Source organism: Microtetraspora sp. NBRC 16547, assembly GCF_030268965.1.
In the GTDB taxonomy this organism is placed as follows: domain Bacteria; phylum Actinomycetota; class Actinomycetes; order Streptosporangiales; family Streptosporangiaceae; genus Microtetraspora.
Genome location: NZ_BSSE01000021.1, coordinates 115601 through 131913 on the forward strand (window position 1 = coordinate 115601; position 16313 = coordinate 131913).

General features: G+C 70.5%; 15 protein-coding genes. 6 read left to right on the forward strand and 9 right to left on the reverse strand.

Annotation, left to right across the window (positions count from 1 at the left end; translation table 11 throughout):
• Nucleotides 1–4: 4 nt before the first annotated feature.
• Nucleotides 5–625: a hypothetical protein gene (locus QSK17_RS25685; RefSeq protein ID WP_285707832.1), complete on the reverse strand. Its 621-nt coding sequence runs from the start codon at nucleotides 623–625 to the stop codon at nucleotides 5–7.
• Between the two features lie 171 nt (nucleotides 626–796).
• Here QSK17_RS25685 and QSK17_RS25690 point away from each other — a divergent pair, with 171 nt between their 5' ends.
• Both QSK17_RS25690 and QSK17_RS25695 read left to right on the forward strand, forming a co-directional pair.
• Nucleotides 797–1444, forward strand: a complete 648-nt coding sequence (locus QSK17_RS25690; protein WP_285707833.1) for a TetR family transcriptional regulator — start codon at nucleotides 797–799, stop codon at nucleotides 1442–1444.
• A 155-nt stretch (nucleotides 1445–1599) separates the two neighbouring features.
• Nucleotides 1600–1950 (forward strand): YkvA family protein, encoded by a 351-nt coding sequence (locus QSK17_RS25695; protein ID WP_285707834.1) that lies wholly within the window; start codon nucleotides 1600–1602, stop codon nucleotides 1948–1950.
• On the opposite strand, the gene QSK17_RS25700 is transcribed toward QSK17_RS25695, so the two are convergent.
• From QSK17_RS25700 to QSK17_RS25710, 3 genes are all read right to left on the reverse strand, one after another.
• Nucleotides 1918–3114, reverse strand: coding sequence for an amidohydrolase family protein (locus QSK17_RS25700; RefSeq protein ID WP_285707836.1), 1197 nt, complete (start codon nucleotides 3112–3114; stop codon nucleotides 1918–1920). The genes QSK17_RS25695 and QSK17_RS25700 overlap by 33 nt on opposite strands.
• Before the next feature lie 81 nt (nucleotides 3115–3195).
• Entirely contained in the window at nucleotides 3196–4002 is an 807-nt protein-coding gene (locus tag QSK17_RS25705; protein WP_285707838.1) for an SURF1 family cytochrome oxidase biogenesis protein, read from the reverse strand.
• 35 nt (nucleotides 4003–4037) lie between these two features.
• A complete protein-coding gene (locus tag QSK17_RS25710) occupies nucleotides 4038–4571 on the reverse strand; it encodes a winged helix-turn-helix transcriptional regulator (protein ID WP_285707840.1) in 534 nt (177 codons plus the stop codon).
• A 159-nt stretch (nucleotides 4572–4730) separates the two neighbouring features.
• Here QSK17_RS25710 and QSK17_RS25715 point away from each other — a divergent pair, with 159 nt between their 5' ends.
• Together QSK17_RS25715 and QSK17_RS25720 are read left to right on the forward strand one after the other, a co-directional pair.
• Entirely contained in the window at nucleotides 4731–5321 is a 591-nt protein-coding gene (locus QSK17_RS25715) for a TetR/AcrR family transcriptional regulator (RefSeq protein ID WP_285707841.1), read from the forward strand.
• An 80-nt stretch (nucleotides 5322–5401) separates the two neighbouring features.
• A complete protein-coding gene (locus tag QSK17_RS25720; protein ID WP_285707842.1) occupies nucleotides 5402–6868 on the forward strand; it encodes a DUF7059 domain-containing protein in 1467 nt (488 codons plus the stop codon).
• Between the two features lie 299 nt (nucleotides 6869–7167).
• Here QSK17_RS25720 and QSK17_RS25725 read toward each other — a convergent pair whose 3' ends face one another.
• From QSK17_RS25725 to QSK17_RS25735, 3 genes are all read right to left on the reverse strand, one after another.
• Entirely contained in the window at nucleotides 7168–10161 is a 2994-nt protein-coding gene (locus QSK17_RS25725) for an AfsR/SARP family transcriptional regulator (RefSeq protein WP_285707843.1), read from the reverse strand.
• 511 nt (nucleotides 10162–10672) lie between these two features.
• Nucleotides 10673–11317: a GNAT family N-acetyltransferase gene (locus QSK17_RS25730; RefSeq protein ID WP_285707845.1), complete on the reverse strand. Its 645-nt coding sequence runs from the start codon at nucleotides 11315–11317 to the stop codon at nucleotides 10673–10675.
• Between the two features lie 159 nt (nucleotides 11318–11476).
• The gene (locus QSK17_RS25735; RefSeq protein WP_285707847.1) at nucleotides 11477–12769 is read right to left on the reverse strand and encodes a pyridoxal phosphate-dependent aminotransferase; all 1293 of its coding nucleotides are present in this window, start codon (nucleotides 12767–12769) and stop codon (nucleotides 11477–11479) included.
• A 148-nt stretch (nucleotides 12770–12917) separates the two neighbouring features.
• Here QSK17_RS25735 and QSK17_RS25740 point away from each other — a divergent pair, with 148 nt between their 5' ends.
• Nucleotides 12918–13871, forward strand: coding sequence for a LysR family transcriptional regulator (locus QSK17_RS25740; RefSeq protein WP_285707848.1), 954 nt, complete (start codon nucleotides 12918–12920; stop codon nucleotides 13869–13871).
• A gap of 82 nt (nucleotides 13872–13953) precedes the next feature.
• Nucleotides 13954–14625: a ribonuclease HII gene (gene rnhB / locus QSK17_RS25745; protein ID WP_502889291.1), complete on the forward strand. Its 672-nt coding sequence runs from the start codon at nucleotides 13954–13956 to the stop codon at nucleotides 14623–14625.
• A 133-nt stretch (nucleotides 14626–14758) separates the two neighbouring features.
• On the opposite strand, the gene QSK17_RS25750 is transcribed toward rnhB, so the two are convergent.
• Together QSK17_RS25750 and QSK17_RS25755 are read right to left on the reverse strand one after the other, a co-directional pair.
• The gene (locus QSK17_RS25750; RefSeq protein WP_285707849.1) at nucleotides 14759–15145 is read right to left on the reverse strand and encodes an SCO5389 family protein; all 387 of its coding nucleotides are present in this window, start codon (nucleotides 15143–15145) and stop codon (nucleotides 14759–14761) included.
• A 52-nt stretch (nucleotides 15146–15197) separates the two neighbouring features.
• A complete protein-coding gene (locus QSK17_RS25755) occupies nucleotides 15198–16184 on the reverse strand; it encodes an ATP-binding protein (protein ID WP_285707850.1) in 987 nt (328 codons plus the stop codon).
• Nucleotides 16185–16313: the final 129 nt, after the last annotated feature.

Here is a 16313-nt window from a genome sequence, read left to right on the forward strand (position 1 = left end):
AGATTTAGCGGAAGAGGATGTCCCAGTGGTTGGCCTCGTCGGCGTAGACGTCCCGGCCGGTCTCCGGGCGGTACATCCGCGCGCCGTCCCCGCGGGTCGTCCAGTAGCCGAAGGTCTTGGTCACGTACGCGTCGATGCACGGGTTGTGGGCGATGTCGATCTTGAAGCCGTTCTTGTGGCTGTAGCGGCCGGCGCTGTGGCCGACCTCGGTGCCGCCGGTGATGACGATCCTGCAGTCGCTCCGCCGCTTGAGCTCGATCGCCTGGGTGAGCGTGCCGTACCGGAGGCCCTCCAGGGACGTGCACGTCGGCTTGGTGCGGTCGACGCAGCCGCCGGACGATCTCCAGCGCAGGCCCGCGCCGCGGAGCTGTTGTAACGCCCCCGTGTGTGCGAGCCTGGCGGTCGCGCTCATCGCGGTGACCGCGGTCCCGCCGGGCGCGGTCGCGAGCGTCCACGTGGGCGGCAGCCGTACGGGCAGGACGGCGTACGAGATCCGCAGCGCGTTGGCGTACGAGATCCGCTGCGCGCTCGTGACGGTCAGAGGGTTCCATCCGGTCGCCGGTTGGGACAGCAGGACGATCGCGATCGTCCCGGCGAGTCCCCACCACGAGGGACGTAAGGTCATGCGTCACCCCCGATGCTCAGTCCTCGATTGGGTGGCGGGGGAGTTCGCCAGGGTGATCAATGCCCACCACGGGTGATCTCCCATTCGCGGACGGCGGGGAATTTGCCACCCCCTATGGATCATCTGGCGCGTATATGACCCGGCGGGTGCCAGGGTCGTACAGTGACCACCGTGGCCGAGAACACACGGGAGCGGATCGTCGCGACCGCCCTTCGGCTGTTCAAGGAGCGGGGGTTCGAGGCGACGACGATGCGGGGGATCGCCGCGGAGGCCGGTGTCTCGGTGGGGAACGCCTACTACTACTTCTCGTCCAAGGAACAGCTCATCCAGGCGTACTACGACCGCGCCCAGTGCGAGCACGAGGCCGCGTGCCGGGAGCTGCTCGCGGTCGAGAGATCGTTCGAGGGCAGGCTGGGCGGCGTGCTGCGGGCCTGGGTCCGGGTGTCCGATCCGTACCATGAGTTCGCGGCCAAGTTCTTCAAGCACGCGGCGGAGCCGGGCAACCCGCTCAGCCCTTTCAGCGCCGAGTCCACGCCCGCCCGCGAGTCGTCGATCGCCATCTATCGCGAGGTGGCGGAGGGCTCCGCCGACCGGATGGACTCGGACCTGCGCGCCGAACTGCCCGAGCTGCTCTGGCTGCTGTCGATGGGCGTGGTGCTGTTCTGGGTGCACGACACCTCACCCGGCTGCGAGCGGACCTACCGGCTGATCGACCGCGTCGTCCCGCTGGTGGACCGGCTGGTCGCCCTGTCCAACCTGCCGGGCCTGCGCGGCGTGGCACGGGACTTCATCGACGTCGTACGCGAACTCCGGGCGTAGGTCTCCTGTATGCCGACGGGCTAGTGCCCCGCCCGTCCACGTCCACGCGGCCTTCCACGATGCGGGCACGTCCCAGGAGGCGCTGGAACCGCCGGAGGACCGCCGAACGTTAATGGGACGACAAAAGGGGCACAATGCCCGCTGGAGGTGGCCTCATGGCGAAGGCAGGACGTGCGGCGGCGACCTGGCGGGCCTATCGGGAGGTGGCCAAGCCGGGGTCGCCCGGCCTGATCACGCGGCTCAAGGCGCTGCCGAGGATGGTCCGGGGAGCCGTCAAGGGCGACTATCCGCACCTCGGCAAGGGCCAGCTCGCGATGTTCGCGGCCGGCCTCGCCTACATCATCTCGCCCATCGACGCCATCCCCGACTTCCTGCTCGGCATCGGCGTCGTCGACGACTTCGGCGTCTTCATCTGGCTGATGGCTTCGCTGCTCAGCGCGAGCGGCCAGTACGTCGAATGGGAGCGGGAGTCTCTAGAGTTCCTCCATCAGAAGCCACGCCCGTGACGGCAGCGGGTGGCCGAACAGCCGGGCGGCGTTGCCGTACGCGACCCGGGCGAGGTCGGCCGGGGGCAGGGTGCCGAGGTTGCGGGTGACCGACCGCTGGGTGTCGGGCCAGGAGGACTCGGCGCGCGGGTAACCGCTCTCCAGCAGGATGTGCTCCATGCCGACAGCGAGCCGGACCCCGCCGAGCGCGCTGTCGTCGAGCGTGCCGAAGAAGAAGTTGCGCCGCAGCACCTCGCTCGGCTTGAGCCCGCCCTCCCAGTTCGCCTCACCGGCGACGGGGTGGTCCAGCGCGTAGTCGGCGCGCTCGGCCAGCATCGGCAGCCAGCCGACACCGCCCTCGACGATCAGGATCCGCAGCGAGGGGAAGCGCAACGGGACCCCCGACCACAGCCAGTCGGCGCACGCGAACATCGCGCTCGCCGGGATCATCGTGGTGATCGCCTCGATGGGGGTGTCCGGCGAGGGGACCGGGGACCAGGAGGAGGCGCCGGTGTGCAGGCACACGACGGTGCCGGTCTCCTCGCAGGCGGCGAAGAACGGATCCCAGTGGCCGCTGTGAATGGACGGCAGCCGCAGCCGGGTGGGGAACTCGGGGAACACCACGGCCTTGAAGCCGCGGGCGGCGTTGGCCCTGATCTCCTTGGCGGCGATGTCCGGATCGACCAGCCAGGGGAGCTGAAGCGCGATCATCCGCTCGGGATAGGTGCCGGCCCACACGTCGACGTGCCAGTCGTTCCACGCCTTCACCAGCGACAGACCGAGCTCCTGGTCGCGCGTCTTGGCGAAGAGCATGCCGGACTGGCTGGCCAGCATGCCGGGGAAGCAGAGGGCGGCCCAGATCCCGGCTCGGTCCATGTCCTCGATGCGGGCCTCGATGTCGTAGCAGCCGGGCCGCATGTCCTCGAAGCGGACCGGGTCGAGCGTCCACTGCTCCTTCGGCAGGCCGGCGCCCACGTCGAGCCCCGCGCAGGGGTAGGTGGCACCGCCGTAGCGCCAGGCCTGGTGGCCGGCGTCCGTCTCCACGATCTTGGGAGCGAGGTCCTTGTACTTTTCGGGGAGGCGGTCCTCGAAGAGATCGGGCGGCTCGATCAGATGATCGTCCGCAGAGATGATCACATAGTCCCGCCGCCTCGGCTCTGGGTCGGGATGCAGCGGCGTAGTCACAGGAGTAAACCGTAGAGCCAAGGAATAACACCTAACAAGCTGCGAGGTCTCCGGTTGGTATCCGTTCGTTCACCAGGCGCTTCACGACTGGGCGCGAACTTCCTGCTGATCCTTCCCAGACTCTTCGCCATCCTCACCCGCGGCCGACAGATCGCGCGCCTCGCGGCGGATGAGGAGGAACCAGCCGCCGACCGCCACACCGATGAACAACCACCATTGCACGGAGTACGCCAGGTTGAGTCCGCCGCCTCCGCCGACGTCGGGCGCGGGCACCGGTTCCGGCGCGGGGTCGCGGGTCGGCCGCTGCGCGGTCAGCTCCACGAATCCCCCGTACAGCCGGTACGGCAGGGTGGCGCCGATGTCGGTCGTGTTGACGAGCAGGACCTGGCCCGTGGGCAGTCCGGAGGTCCGGTTCCTGATGCCGGTCGTGTTCTCGGTCTCTGAGGGCTTGAGCCGTCCGGTGACGGTCACCTCGCCGGACGGGGGTGCGGGCACCTCCGGCCGGGACTCCGCCGTCGCCCCCGCGGGCACCCAGCCCCGGTTGACCAGGACCGCTCCCTGGGGCGTGACCAGCGGGGTGACCACGTAGAAGCCGACCTGGCCATTCTGCGGGCGTCGCCGTACGAGCAGTTCGTGGGATGTGTCGTACGTGCCGGTCATGGTCACCGGCCGGTACTTCATGGCGTCGGGCACGGTTCCGCCGATGGTGTCCAGCTGGTCGAGGGGCACAGGCGCGCTGTTCAGGTTGGCGGTGGTGCGCTCGCTGGACGCCGACCGCTCCTCGAACCGCCCGAACTGCCACTGCCCCAGGAAGAAGAACGCGGGGATGAGGGCCAGCACCAGCAGGTGGAAGGCCAGCCAGCGGCGGGTCAGCAGGAACCGGTACACGCCATCCAGCGTAGGCAGGGGACCGAGTGGTCCCGTTACCGGTCCTGTCGATCCGACCTGTTCGGCCCGTTCGGCCCGTCCGATGTGGTCGCGCTGTTCGCCGTCGGCGGCCAGTCGGATCGGTTGCCGGGACCGGGGAGCGGGGCGACCGCCCAGGGGCCGGGGAGCTCGTGGCCTTCGTCACAGCGCAGGCGCAGGGTCACCGGCGCCCCGCAGTCGCGATGGGTCAGCGTGACGGGCGGGCCGTCGGGATCGGTGAGGTGGCGGTCACCCCAGTGCATCAACGCGACCAGGATCGGATAGAGATCCATCCCTTTCGACGTCAGCCGGTACTCGTCGCGCTGGCGCTGTCCCGGCTCCTGGTAGGGCGCCCTGCGCAGCATGCCCTCTTCGACCAGGCGGGTCAGCCGTGCGCTGAGCACCTGCCGGGGCGCGCCGGTCGCGGCCTGGAGGTCGCCGAACCGGCGGACGCCCATGAACGCTTCACGGAGCACGAGGAAGGTCCATTTCTCGCCGACCACGGCGAGGGTCCGCTCGATGGAGCAGTTGTCCATCCGGGTGGCCCGCATGTCACGCATCGTAGATCATTCCCCTCGCGCCTCATCTCAGTCTAGATGACGTACTCAGCCGGCGATCGGCACTCGCGGCGCGCGCAAGATCGGGATCGATCGAGGTGGGGACGGATCTCGTATTTGCAGAACAAGGTTCTGTTAGGCCACCATTGGGGGGTGAGAACCGGAAAGAACGGGCGTGACGGTCGAAGCCGGATCATCGAAGGCGCCCTACGCCGCTTCAGTCAGGACGGTGTCTCCGCCACGACCCTTGCCAGCCTCCGCGAGGAGAGCGGCGTCAGCGTGGGTAGTTTCTACCACCACTTCGCCAGCAAAGAGCACGTTTTCGGCGTCCTCTACGCCGAGACGCTGCAGATGTACCAGGACGCGTTCGTCGCCGAGCTCGTCCGCCACGAGGAAGCCCGCGGCGGCATCGAGGCCATCGTGGCCCTGCACATGTCGTGGTGCGGTGAGCATCCGGAGCGGGCGCGGCTGCTGATCAGCGAGCGCCCGCCGCGGCGCGACGAGCCCGGCGGCCCGGAGGTCTCCGAGGCCAGGCGCGCGTTCTTCCGGCAGGTCGCCGACTGGTGGAAGCCGCACATGAAGGCCCAGCTCCTGCAGCCCGTTCCGGCGACCATGTGCTACGTGCTGTGGCTCGGCCCCGCCCAGGAGATGTGCCGCCTGTGGTTCGCGGGCGCGCACCAGCCCACCGAAGACGAGATCAAGGGCCTCTGCGAGGCCGCGTGGAACAGCCTCAGGCAGGAGTAAGGACGGCGGATTGCCTCAACAGATACGAGCGGGTGCTTGGGAGCCACTTGCAGTGGACTTACGGGGATAGATTTCCTCTCGTGCACGTGCCATCCGATCTGGTCCACCGGCTTCGCGACCGGTTCGCCGAGTCCGGCTACACCATCGACGGTGTGCGAGAGCGGCTGGGCGGTGTGGCCGCCGCCGCGCTGGCGCGCGAGGAACTCGTTCCCGCGCTCCGGGTGACCCGCGACAACGATCCGCTCGGCACGCTGATCCGCCTGTGGTGGCTCGGCGTGCCGGTGAGCACGGCCGCCGTCGACCTTCCCCTCGCCGATCTGATCGAGGCCGGGCTGGCCGTCAGGGTGGGAGACGCCGTCCAGGCGACCGTTCACCTCCAGCCCTGGGACATCGGCGGTGACGGCCTCGCCTGGGTGGTCTCCGACCGCAAGGTACGGCCCGGCGACCTCGCGCTCCGCAGGGAGCACGTCGTCGGGGCCGGCGGGGCGTCGGCGAACCTGGCTCAGCTCGCCTGGACCCCGCCCGTGGAGAGCGCCCTCGATCTCGGCACCGGATGCGGCGTTCAGGTCCTGCATCTCGCGGGTCGCGCCGGGCGGATCGTCGCCACCGACGTGAACCCGCGGGCGGTCGAGCTGGCCGACCTGAGCTGGCGGCTGTCCGGCGTGGAAGGCGTCGACGCGCGTACGGGCTCCCTGTTCGAGCCGGTCGAGGGCGAGCGGTTCGACCTGGTCGTCTCCAACCCGCCGTTCGTGATCTCGCCGGAGGGCCGGTTCACCTACCGCGAGTCCGGGTTCCCGGCCGACGGCTTCTGCCGCGAGATGCTGCGCCACGCGCCACGCCACCTCAACCCGGACGGCCACGGCCGGTTCCTGGCCAACTGGCTGCACGTCAAGGGCGAGGATTGGCAGGACCGGGTGGGCGGGTGGCTCACGGGCACCGGCTGCGACGGCTGGGCCGTGCAACGCGACGTGCAGGACCCCGCGGAGTACGTCGAGCTGTGGCTGCGCGACGCGGCCGAGCAGGGGACGACGGCCTACCGGCAGCACTACGACGAGTGGCTGGCGTGGTTCGAGTCGCTCGGCGTCGTCGGCGTCGGGTTCGGCTGGATCTCGCTGCACAACTCGGGCGCGATGGAACCGGTCGTCCGGGTGGAGGAGCTCTCCCAGCGGGTCGAGCTCCCGGTCGGGGCGTACGTCCCGGACGTGCTCGACGCCGTCACCACGGCGCACAGGATCAGCGACGAGGAGCTGCTGAACGCCCGGCTGGCGGTCGCGGACGGCGTCGTCGAGGAGCGGATCGGCCCTCCCGGCGCCGACGACCCGGCGCGGATCGTCCTGCGCCAGACCGGCGGCCTGTGCCGCGCGGTGAGCGTGGGCACCGTGGAGGCGGCGCTCGCCGGGGTGTGCGACGGCGAGCTGCCGCTCCGCCCCCTGCTGGCCGCCATCGCGGAGCTCACCGGGGACGACGAGCGGGAGCTGCTGGACCGCGCCCCCGCGGCGCTGCGACCGCTGGTCGCCGAGGGATTCTTCCGGATCGCCCAGATATAGGCGGCTGCAAGCACGCGTTGATCAGACGTTGAGCCGGGGCCGCCACTCTTGGGGCGTCGACACGGATCTGGGGGGTTCGAGATCCGCGTCACACCCGGCCGGCCGTCATGATGAGGCGGCGAGCCGCCACCAGGTGCTCCGGAATGCACCGGGCCCCCTATGCACCGGGTGGCGGCCGGATGGCCGGCCGGGTCTCATGTCCTCCGCGCGGCTCCCGGTGATGGAAGTGGTCGAGTGTGATCAATCACGTGCGCATGACGCGTCTGGACGACGACCTGCGCGTCGACCTGCGCGTCGACCTACACGTCGACCCGGTCGAGCTCCAGGAGGAGGGCGCGGACGTCGTCGGCCTCGGGGGAGCCGAGCCGGGTGAAGATCCCGAGGGCCTTCTCTAGCGCCTCCCGGCCGCGTGCCTTCTCGCCCATGCCGCGCAACGCCTTGCCGAGCGCGGTCAGCGACTGGGCCTCGCCGTACGGGTGGGTGATCTCGCGGCTCACCGTCAGCGCCTGCTCGGCGTGGCGGGAGGCCTCGGCGAAACGCCCGGCGGCGATGAATGTCGCGGCCAGCCGGTAGCAGACCCGCTGCTCCCACACGCGTTGGTTGCTGGCGCGGAAGAAGTTCAGGCACTCGGCGTGGTGGACCACCGCCTCGTTGAGCCTGCCGACGTAGGACAGGACGATCCCGAGGTGGTAGCGCGCCCTGGCCATGCCCGCGCCGCTGCCGATCTCGGTGAAGATCGCCAGTCCGCGCTCGGACGCGGCGATGGCCTCCTCGACCCGTCCGAGGCCGAGATGGTCGCGGGCGGAGTAGCTCAGTACGAGGGCCTCGCCCGCCGGGTTGCCGACATCGCGGTAGACGCCCGTCGCGTGGCCGAACCATTCGAGGGCCTCGGTGTGGCGGCGCAGCCGGCCGGCCACGACCGCCAGCGCGTTGTACGTCTCCCCGAGCACGATGTGGTCGCCGCTCTCCAGGGAGAGCACCCGCGCCTCCTGGAACTCCCGCTCCGCCTCGGCCAGCCGGTTCATCCCGAACAGGACACGGCCGAGGACGTACCGGCAGCGCGTTTCGCTGCGCCGGTCTCCGGCCCGCCGGGCGGCCGCGAGGACGGCACCGGTCCGCTGCTCGAACTCCCGGCCGCTGGTGCCGGACTCCAGCAGCGGCTCCATCGAGAGCAGCAGGTCAGCGGCGGGTAGCAGCAGGCTCTCGGACTCGGCGGCCTGCCCGATGGCGGCGAACAGGTCCTCGGCCTCCACCGACAGCCAGCCGACCGATTCGTCGGCGGAGGAGAAGGTGTGGCCGGGCATGCCGATGTCCGTGAGGGCGTCGGCGATCGCGCTGCCCTCGTAGGCCAGCCGGTGCGCGGAGCTGGCCGACGCGAGGTAGAAGCCGAGCAGGCGGCGCAGGGCGGCCATCCGCTCGGCGGGCTCCTCGGTGTCCTCGGCCTGCCCGCGGGCGAAGAGCTTGAGCAGGTCGTGGAAGCGATATCGCCCCGGCGCGGGGGCTTCGAGCAGGCTCGCGTCGACGAGCGACTCCAGGAGATCCTCCGCGGGCCCGGGGCGCAGGTCCAGTACGGCGGCCGCCGCGAGGGTCGAGATGTCCGACCCGGTGGGCAGGGAGAGCAGCCGGAACGCCCGCGCCTGCCGGGGGTCGAGCTGGCCGTACCCCAGGGCGAAGGTGGCGGAGACGGCCAGGTTGCCGATCTTCAGCTCGTCGAGGCGGCGGCGCTCGTCGGCGAGCCGGGGGACGAGCGAGGCGACGGTCCAGGAGGGCCGGGCGGCGAGCCTGGCCGCCACGATGCGTACGGCGAGCGGAAGGAAGCCGCAGGCGGCGACCACGTCCATGGCCGCGGCCCGCTCCGCCCGGACCCGGTCGCGACCGGCCACGGCGGAGAACAGCGACAGCGCCTCGTCGGGCTCCAACACGTCGAGATCGACGAGCCGCGCCGACGGCAGGTCGGCGAGCTTCCCCCTGCTGGTGATGATCGCCGCGCATCCGGCGGAGCCGGGCAGCAGGTGCTCGACCTGCTCGGCGTCGCGCGCGTTGTCCAGCAGCACCAGCATGCGGCGCTCGGCCAGCAGCGAGCGGAACAGCGCGGACCGCTCGGCCAGGCCGTCCGGGATGACGTCGACCGGGATGCCGAGGGCGCGCAGGAAGGCGACCAACGCAGTCTCCGGCGGTGTCGGCTCGGTGCCGTAGCCGCGCAGGTCGGCGTAGAGCTGCCCGTCGGGGAACAGGTCGTGGGCGAGGTGGGCGACGTGGACGGCGAGCGCGGTCTTGCCCACGCCGCCGATGCCGGACATGGCCGCGACCGGCACGCCCTCGTCCTCGGCGAGAAACGCGAGCAGCCGGTTGACCAGGGCGCCGCGCCCGGTGAAGTCGGTCACGGCGGCCGGGAGCTGGGCGGGCCGCGGCATCTCGACGGCCGGCCCGGGCTTGGTGGAGGCCGCTCCCGTCGAGCCTGTCGCTCCCTCCGCTCCTGTCCCGCCCCCGGCCGTCTGCCCGGTGAAGGACAGCGCGGGGTCGGCCACGAGGATGCGGCGGTGCAGGGCGGCGAGGTCGGCACCGGGCTCGATGCCGAGCTCGTCGATCAGCGCCTGCCGCGTCTCGGTGAACACCGACAGGGCGTCGGCCTGCCGCCCGCAGCGGTAGTAGGCCAGCATGAGCTGGGCGCGCAGCCGTTCGCGCAGGGGATGGTCGGCGGTGAGCGCGACCAGCTCGGACACGACGTCGGCGTGCCGTCCGAGTTCCAGGTCCAGGTCCATGAGGGTTTCCAGGGCCCCCATCCGCCGCTCGGCCAGCCGGTCCCGCTGGCGCTCGGCGTACGGTCCGACCGCGCCGGCCAGCGGCTCTCCCGACCACAGGGCGAGCGCCTCGCGCAGCGCCTCGGCGGCGTCCCGCGTACGGCCCGTCTGCCGGGCGGCCTCGGCGGACGCGGCGTGGCGCTCGAAGTCGGCGAGGTCCAGGCCGCTCGCGCCGAGGATCAGCGCGTAGCCGCGGCCCACCGAGGTGAGCAGCTCGGGGCGGGTGCGCGGAGAGCGGTCCGGTTCCAGCACGGTGCGCAGCCGCGACACGTACGTGCGGAGCGCGCCGAGCGCCCTCGGCGGAGCCTCCTCGCCCCAGATGCCGTCGATCATCTCGTCCGGTGTGACCGGGTGCCCCTCCCTGAGCAGCAACATCGCGAGGATGGAACGTTGCAAGGGGGTGCCGAGGTCGAGCTCGATCCCGTCACGCCAGGCGAGGACAGGTCCGAGTATCGCGAAGCGCAGTCCCTCCCCGGTGGCGCGACCTGCCATGTGCCGTCTACTCCGATACGCATATTCAATGGGAAGTTTCCCAACCAAATGATAGATGGGCGAAGAGCCGGCCAATAGAGAGCGCCGGACTCGTTAATCGAAGCGTTGATTGTCCGTTGATCAGGTGGCAAGTCCGGTCCGTGATGCTTACTGCAGTGAGCATGGCCCCTGCGGGGGCGGCCATGCTCTGGCGATATCGCGAAGTCCTCCCCGGGCGTGGGGTGCCCGGTGGAGGGCTTCTGCCTTTTCCAGCCGGTGCCATCGTGTTTGCACCAGTTTTCAAGCCGGGCGCAAATGGCGGTCAGGGCCTTGAAAAGCCGATCCGCCTCGGCGGCGAAACGCGTACGACGAGGGGGCTGACGAGGACTGGCGAGGACTGGCGAGGACTGACGGGGACTGACGGGGACTACGGCTACGAGGTCTGGGCCAGAACGCGGGCGTGGCCCGTCCTCCGATCAGGAGGACGGGCCACGTCGCTCTATGTGGTTGGTCTGTGTGGTGGCGTGGAAGGTCAGGCGGCTACGACGAGGCCGAGCCTCGCCAGGAGCCGTTCTCGAACCGCAGGCCATTCGGTACTGAGGATCGAGTAGTACGCGGTATCTCGGACCGTGTTGTCGGCGCCTCGGCTGTCCGCTCGTCGCACGCCGTCCAGGCGTGCGCCGAGGGCCTCGATGGCGGCCCGGGATCGTGTGTTGCGTACGTCTGCCTTGAGAGTGATCCGGTGAACTTGCCAGGTCTCGAAGGCGTGGGAGAGCATCAGGAACTTGCTCTCCCTGTTGACACCGGTGCCCTGGGCTGACGCCGCCAGCCAGGTGTAACCGATGTCCGCCACCGACGGGACCTCGCCCACCACGCCTTTGGCGCCCGGCGGCCAGGGCATGGGGCCCTGCCAGTACTCCAGGTGCATCAGACGGGTGGCACCGACCACGCGGTCGGTGTGCAGCCACCGGATGGCGAAGGGCAACGTGCGGCCCTCCGCCTGCTCAGCCAGGGCGGCCTCCACGTAGGAGACCATCTCTTCCCGTCCTTCGGGAACGCGAGTGAAGGCGTAGGTAGAACGGTCCTCACTCGCCGCGGTGACGAGGTCGTCGACGACCGCGAGGCTAAGCGGTTCCAGGCGCACGGAGCGCCCGGACAGGGTGACAAAAGCGGGCATGAGCACATGATGAGGGCTCGAGCACGCTCTCGGTGCCAAATGGTAGGAGACATCTTTCGAAGCCTCCGGTGAAGCACCCAGACTAGCCGCATAACCGCAGGTCAGAGCGGTGAGCGCGGCCGTGCCGGTCGGCCACGAAGAGTAAAGATTGGACAACGATCACCAGGTGGGCGTGGTGGCCGCCATGGTGACGCGGGACGGGGCCCCGCAGGCCGCCTCACTGCCGCGAATTCGCCGGGTTTCGGCGAGGTCTGTGAGCGCCTTGTCCAGGTGATCCAGTGACTCCGCGATCCACGGCAGGGCGAGCGGATCGTCGGCGCGCAGAGCGGACAGCCGCTGCTCGGGGGTCTCGCCGTACAGCAGGCTGGTGGCGACGCGGACGCGCGGCGCGCCGGGTAGATCGCCGAACGCCGAGCCCGGGAGAACCCCGATGCCGTGCTCCTCGATCAGGGTCGCGGTCAGGTCGGCCGACGACTCGAAACCCGGAATTTCGGGATAGAGGTAGAAGCCGCCCTGCGGTTGCGCCACTGACGCCCCGGCCTTGACGAACCGGTCGGCGACCGCCCGGGCCACGATCCCGTGTAGCCGCCTGCTCTCCGCCACGCGCTCGACGAGCTCTTCCGGCTCGGTGAAGGCGTACGCCGCCGCGTGCTGCACGGGCGCCGCCGGGCTGGACCAGATCTCGCTGGCCACCGCGAGCAGCCGGTCGCGCAGGTCGTGATCGACCAGCCGGGCCACGCCGATGCGCCATCCCCCGACCGCCAGGCTCTTGCTCAGCCCGCTGGTGATGATCGTGCGCTCGGGGGCGACCTCGGCCGGGCTGGTGTACTCCGCGATCGGATCGTGTACGAGGTCGCGGTAGATCTCGTCCGAGATGATCGTCAGGTCGAGGCTTCTGGCCAGTTCGGCCAGCCGCCGTACGGTCTCGGGGCGGGCCAGCCGGCCGGTCGGGTTGTCCGGCAGGGTGACCAGCAACGCCGTCACCGTACGGCCCTGCGCCCGCGCGTGGAGGACGGCGGAGGCGACCAGGTCGGGGTCGGGCACCCCACCCTCGCCGGGGGGCGCCGGGACCATGATCGGCCGGACCCCGATGATCTCGGCCTGGGCGGCGTAGCTGACCCAGCTCGGCATGGGCAGCACGATGTCGCCGCCCAGCGCGAGCATGAGGCCGAAGAGGAGGGCCTTGCTGCCGGGGCCGCAGGCGACGAGGCCGGGATCGGTCGGCAGGCCGCGGCGCGACCAGTAGCCGGCGACGGCCTCGCGGAGCGCGACGGATCCCGCCACCTGGCCGTAGCCGTTGTTCCCGCTGGCCTCGGACAGCCTGCGGCGGAGCTCGGGGTGGACCGGCAGACCGGCTTCGCCGAAGGCGAGGTGGAGCACCCGCTGCCCGGCGCGGCGTCTTCGCTCGATGTCCTCGTTCGCCGCCAGTGTGGCCGACAGGGTCACATTCATTGGGGTTGCCTCCCTGGGATTCCGGCGGGTCTCATCCCGTTTTAGAGAAGCGCCGGATAGTCCCGGTGTGTTCGGAACGTTCCCAGGGTGGATGGGTATAGGCATCAGCACAAGCGAGGCTTTTCGGTGCTAGGAGTAAGGAAAACCGATGCTCGATTTGCGGCGATTGATCTTGATTTGTGAGTTCGCCAGGAGGGGCAGCATCGCGGCGACCGCGTCGTCACTGGGCTACAGCGCGTCGGCGGTCTCACAGCAACTCGCCGCGCTGGAGCGGGAGGCCGGCACCGTGCTGATCGACCGCACCTCCCGCAGCGCGGAGCTGACCGACGCGGGGCGGCGGCTGGTCGCCCACGCCGAGCGCATCCTCGCCATGGTGGAGACGGCGGAATCCGACCTGTCCGCCCACTCCTCGACCCCCTCAGGAAGGGTCGTGGTCACCGCCTTCCCGACCGCCGGGGTGGCTTTCGCGCCGGCGCTCGCCCAGGCGCTGCGGCGGTACCGGAAGCTGTCGCTGCGCCTGCGGCAGAGCCGGTCCGGCCGGGGACTGCGCGAGGTCGAGTCCGGCGAGGTGGACATCGCTCTCGTCGACGACTGGTGGGGGAGGGTGCACGGGCAGGCCACGCTGAAGGCGTTCCCGCTGCTCACCGATCCCCTGGTGCTCGTCGTGCCGCGCCGCCATCCGATGGCCGACCAGTCCGTGCCCGTCGATCTGGCCGCGTTGCGCGAGGAATCGTGGATGGCCACGCCCGACGGCGAGCCGTCCCGCACCGCCGTCGACCGGTTGCTCGCGGATGTGGGCGGCCTGCCGCCGATCGCCTGGGAGTTCGAGGGGCTCGGCACGATCCTCAGCCTGGTGGCCAAGGGCATCGGCATCGCCGCGGTGCCCGCGCTGGCGCTCGCGGCCGGCGTCCGGGGCGTCGCCGTACGGGAGTTCCCCGGCGAGCCGATCGAACGCCGGGTGTACGCGGTGGCGAGGGAGTCGAGCGTCCAGCGGCCGTCGGTGGCGGCCACGCTGCGGGCCCTCCACGTCGCCGCCCGCTATCTCGCCGCCGATCTCGGCTATCTGAGCGGCGTCCGCGAGCGGGACAGTAGCTTGTCCTGATGTGACGACGGTTCCAGGGGTTCCAGCGGTTCCAGCACGTGTTCCGGCAGCGGGTCCGGCACGTGTTCCGGCAGCGGGTCCGGTGACGGTCCCCTCCTACGACCTGGAGCGGCTTCTGTGCTCCTCCGGGGCGCGTATGGTCGCCGGCGTCGACGAGGTGGGGCGCGGCTCCTGGGCCGGGCCGGTCGCGGTCTGCGCCGTGGTGACCGACATGTCCCCGCCGCCGGACGGCCTCACCGACTCCAAACTGCTGACCCCCGCCCGCCGTACGGCCCTCGCCGCGGAGATCGAGTCGTGGGCCGTCGGCATCGGGTACGGCGAGGCGTCGGTCGAGGAGATCGACACGCTGGGGATGACCGAGGCGCTGTGCCGCGCCGCGCGCCGGGCGCTCGCGGAACTGCCGGAGCGGCCCGGCGCGGTGATCCTGGACGGCAAGCACGACTACCTGGGGTCACCCTGGGCGGTGCGGTGCCAGACGAAGGCCGATCTCACCTGCGTCTCCGTGGCCGCCGCGTCCGTGATCGCCAAGGTTCGGCGGGACGCGTACATGGCCTCGCTGGGCTATGAGGAGTACGGTTTCGCGGACAACGCGGGGTATCCCTCCCCGGCCCACCAGGAGGTGCTGGCGGAACTCGGCCCCACGCCACACCACCGCCTGTCGTGGTCGTACATGGACGATCTGCCGAAGTGGCGGCACCTCAAGCGGCACCGCAACGCGCTCGCCGGCGAGGGGCAGATTTCCCTCTTCGACTGACCACCGCTCTGTAGGCGGATCTCCAGGCGGATCCCTCCGCCTACAGAGCGGACGCCGGCTCAGGGTCGACCGACTCCAGCAGACGCTCCACATCCTCGGCCGTCTCATCGTGTCATGGGGACTTCCTGGGAGGTCAGCAGTCGACGAGTTCGGGCTTCTGGTTGAGGATCTGCGCCCGGGGCGTGACGAACTCGTCGAACGCCTCGGTGGCCGCGGGGTGGAACACCGCGACGCGATGGCAGTTCTGGAAGGCCAGCCGTACGCCGAAGTGCTGTTCGAGCGCGCCGCGCATCGCGTCGCTGGCCAGGCAGCGCAGTAGCTCGCCGCGGGCGGCCTCGTCCGGCGGCGGGACCTGGTTGTCGGCGAAGTCGGCGCCGGACCGGTCACGCTCCTCGACCAGCCCGCTGATCAGCGACCAAGCGTACGGAAGCGAGTCGCGTACGCAGGCGACGAACGCCGCGTCGTCGACCTCGCCGGTGCCGGCCTGGTCGAGCAGCTCGTTGGGAACGGTCAGCGACATGGATGTCTCCCCTCGGAAGGAATGAAAAGGACTTTCAGTCTCAGCTGCGACGTTAGGCGGGACTCGGGCACGTTTCCATGTGGCGCGGAGGCGACATCTCGATGGAGGCGTCGTTGACGGATGCCGGGCCGTACACGAACTCGGGGTCGATCTGGGTGGAGAGGTCCTCACCCGTGGCGCGGTCGGCCCACGCCCTGGCGTTGCGCAGGTGGAACTCGGCCGCCTGTGCGCCGAACCGCTCCCAGTCCTTGGGCTGCGCGTCGACGCGCTTCAGCAGTACGGCGAGCGCGTCGTGGTTGCCGCCCTCCAGGTCGTCGAGCGTGAAGGCGCGCCCTTGCTCCATCGCCCGTACGGCGGGCGAGTGCCCGAACCAGGTGAGCAGGTCGTCCCCCACGTGCTCGCGCAGGAAGTCGACGTCGTGCCGATCCTGGACCTTGTTGCCGACGACGGCGATGGCGACGCCGAAGTCGGCGGCGTGGTCGCGGTACTGCCGGTAGACGCTCACGCCCTGCCTGGTCGGCTCGGCCACCAGGAACGTGACGTCGAAGCGGGTGAACAGGCCGGAGGCGAAGGAGTCCGCCCCGGCGGTCATGTCGACGACGACGTACTCGCCCCGGCCGTCGACCAGGTGGTTGAGGTAGAGCTCCACCGCCCCCACCTTGGAGTGGTAGCAGGCCACGCCGAGGTCGTCCTCGTCGAACGGACCGGTGACCATCAGTGAGACGCCCTCGACCCGCTCCGACGGGAAGAAGGAATCGTCCAGCCGGATCAGCCGGGAGCCCCGGCCGGGCGGTGTCGTCTTCACCATCGACGCCGCGTCGCGGATCCGGGGGTTGTCGCCCCGGAGGTACTCCTTGATCTCGCCGATCATCCCGCCGAGCGGGCGCGGGGTCGCGGATGCGCCGAGCGCGAGGCCGAGATGCTGGTTGATGTCGGCGTCGATCGCGACGACCGTCCCGCTCCCCGCCGCGTACCTGGCGAACAGCGACGACAGGGTCGTCTTGCCGCTCCCGCCCTTGCCGACGAACGCCACACGCATGTTGCCCCTCCCAACATGATTATGAAAATCATTTTCTATCGACAGCGTGATGATGCCACAGGGGGGAGCGTTCGCGAAGGAGAACCGCGCAGGAGAAAGCCCGCAGTATCCGCGGACCGAAGTCGGCGT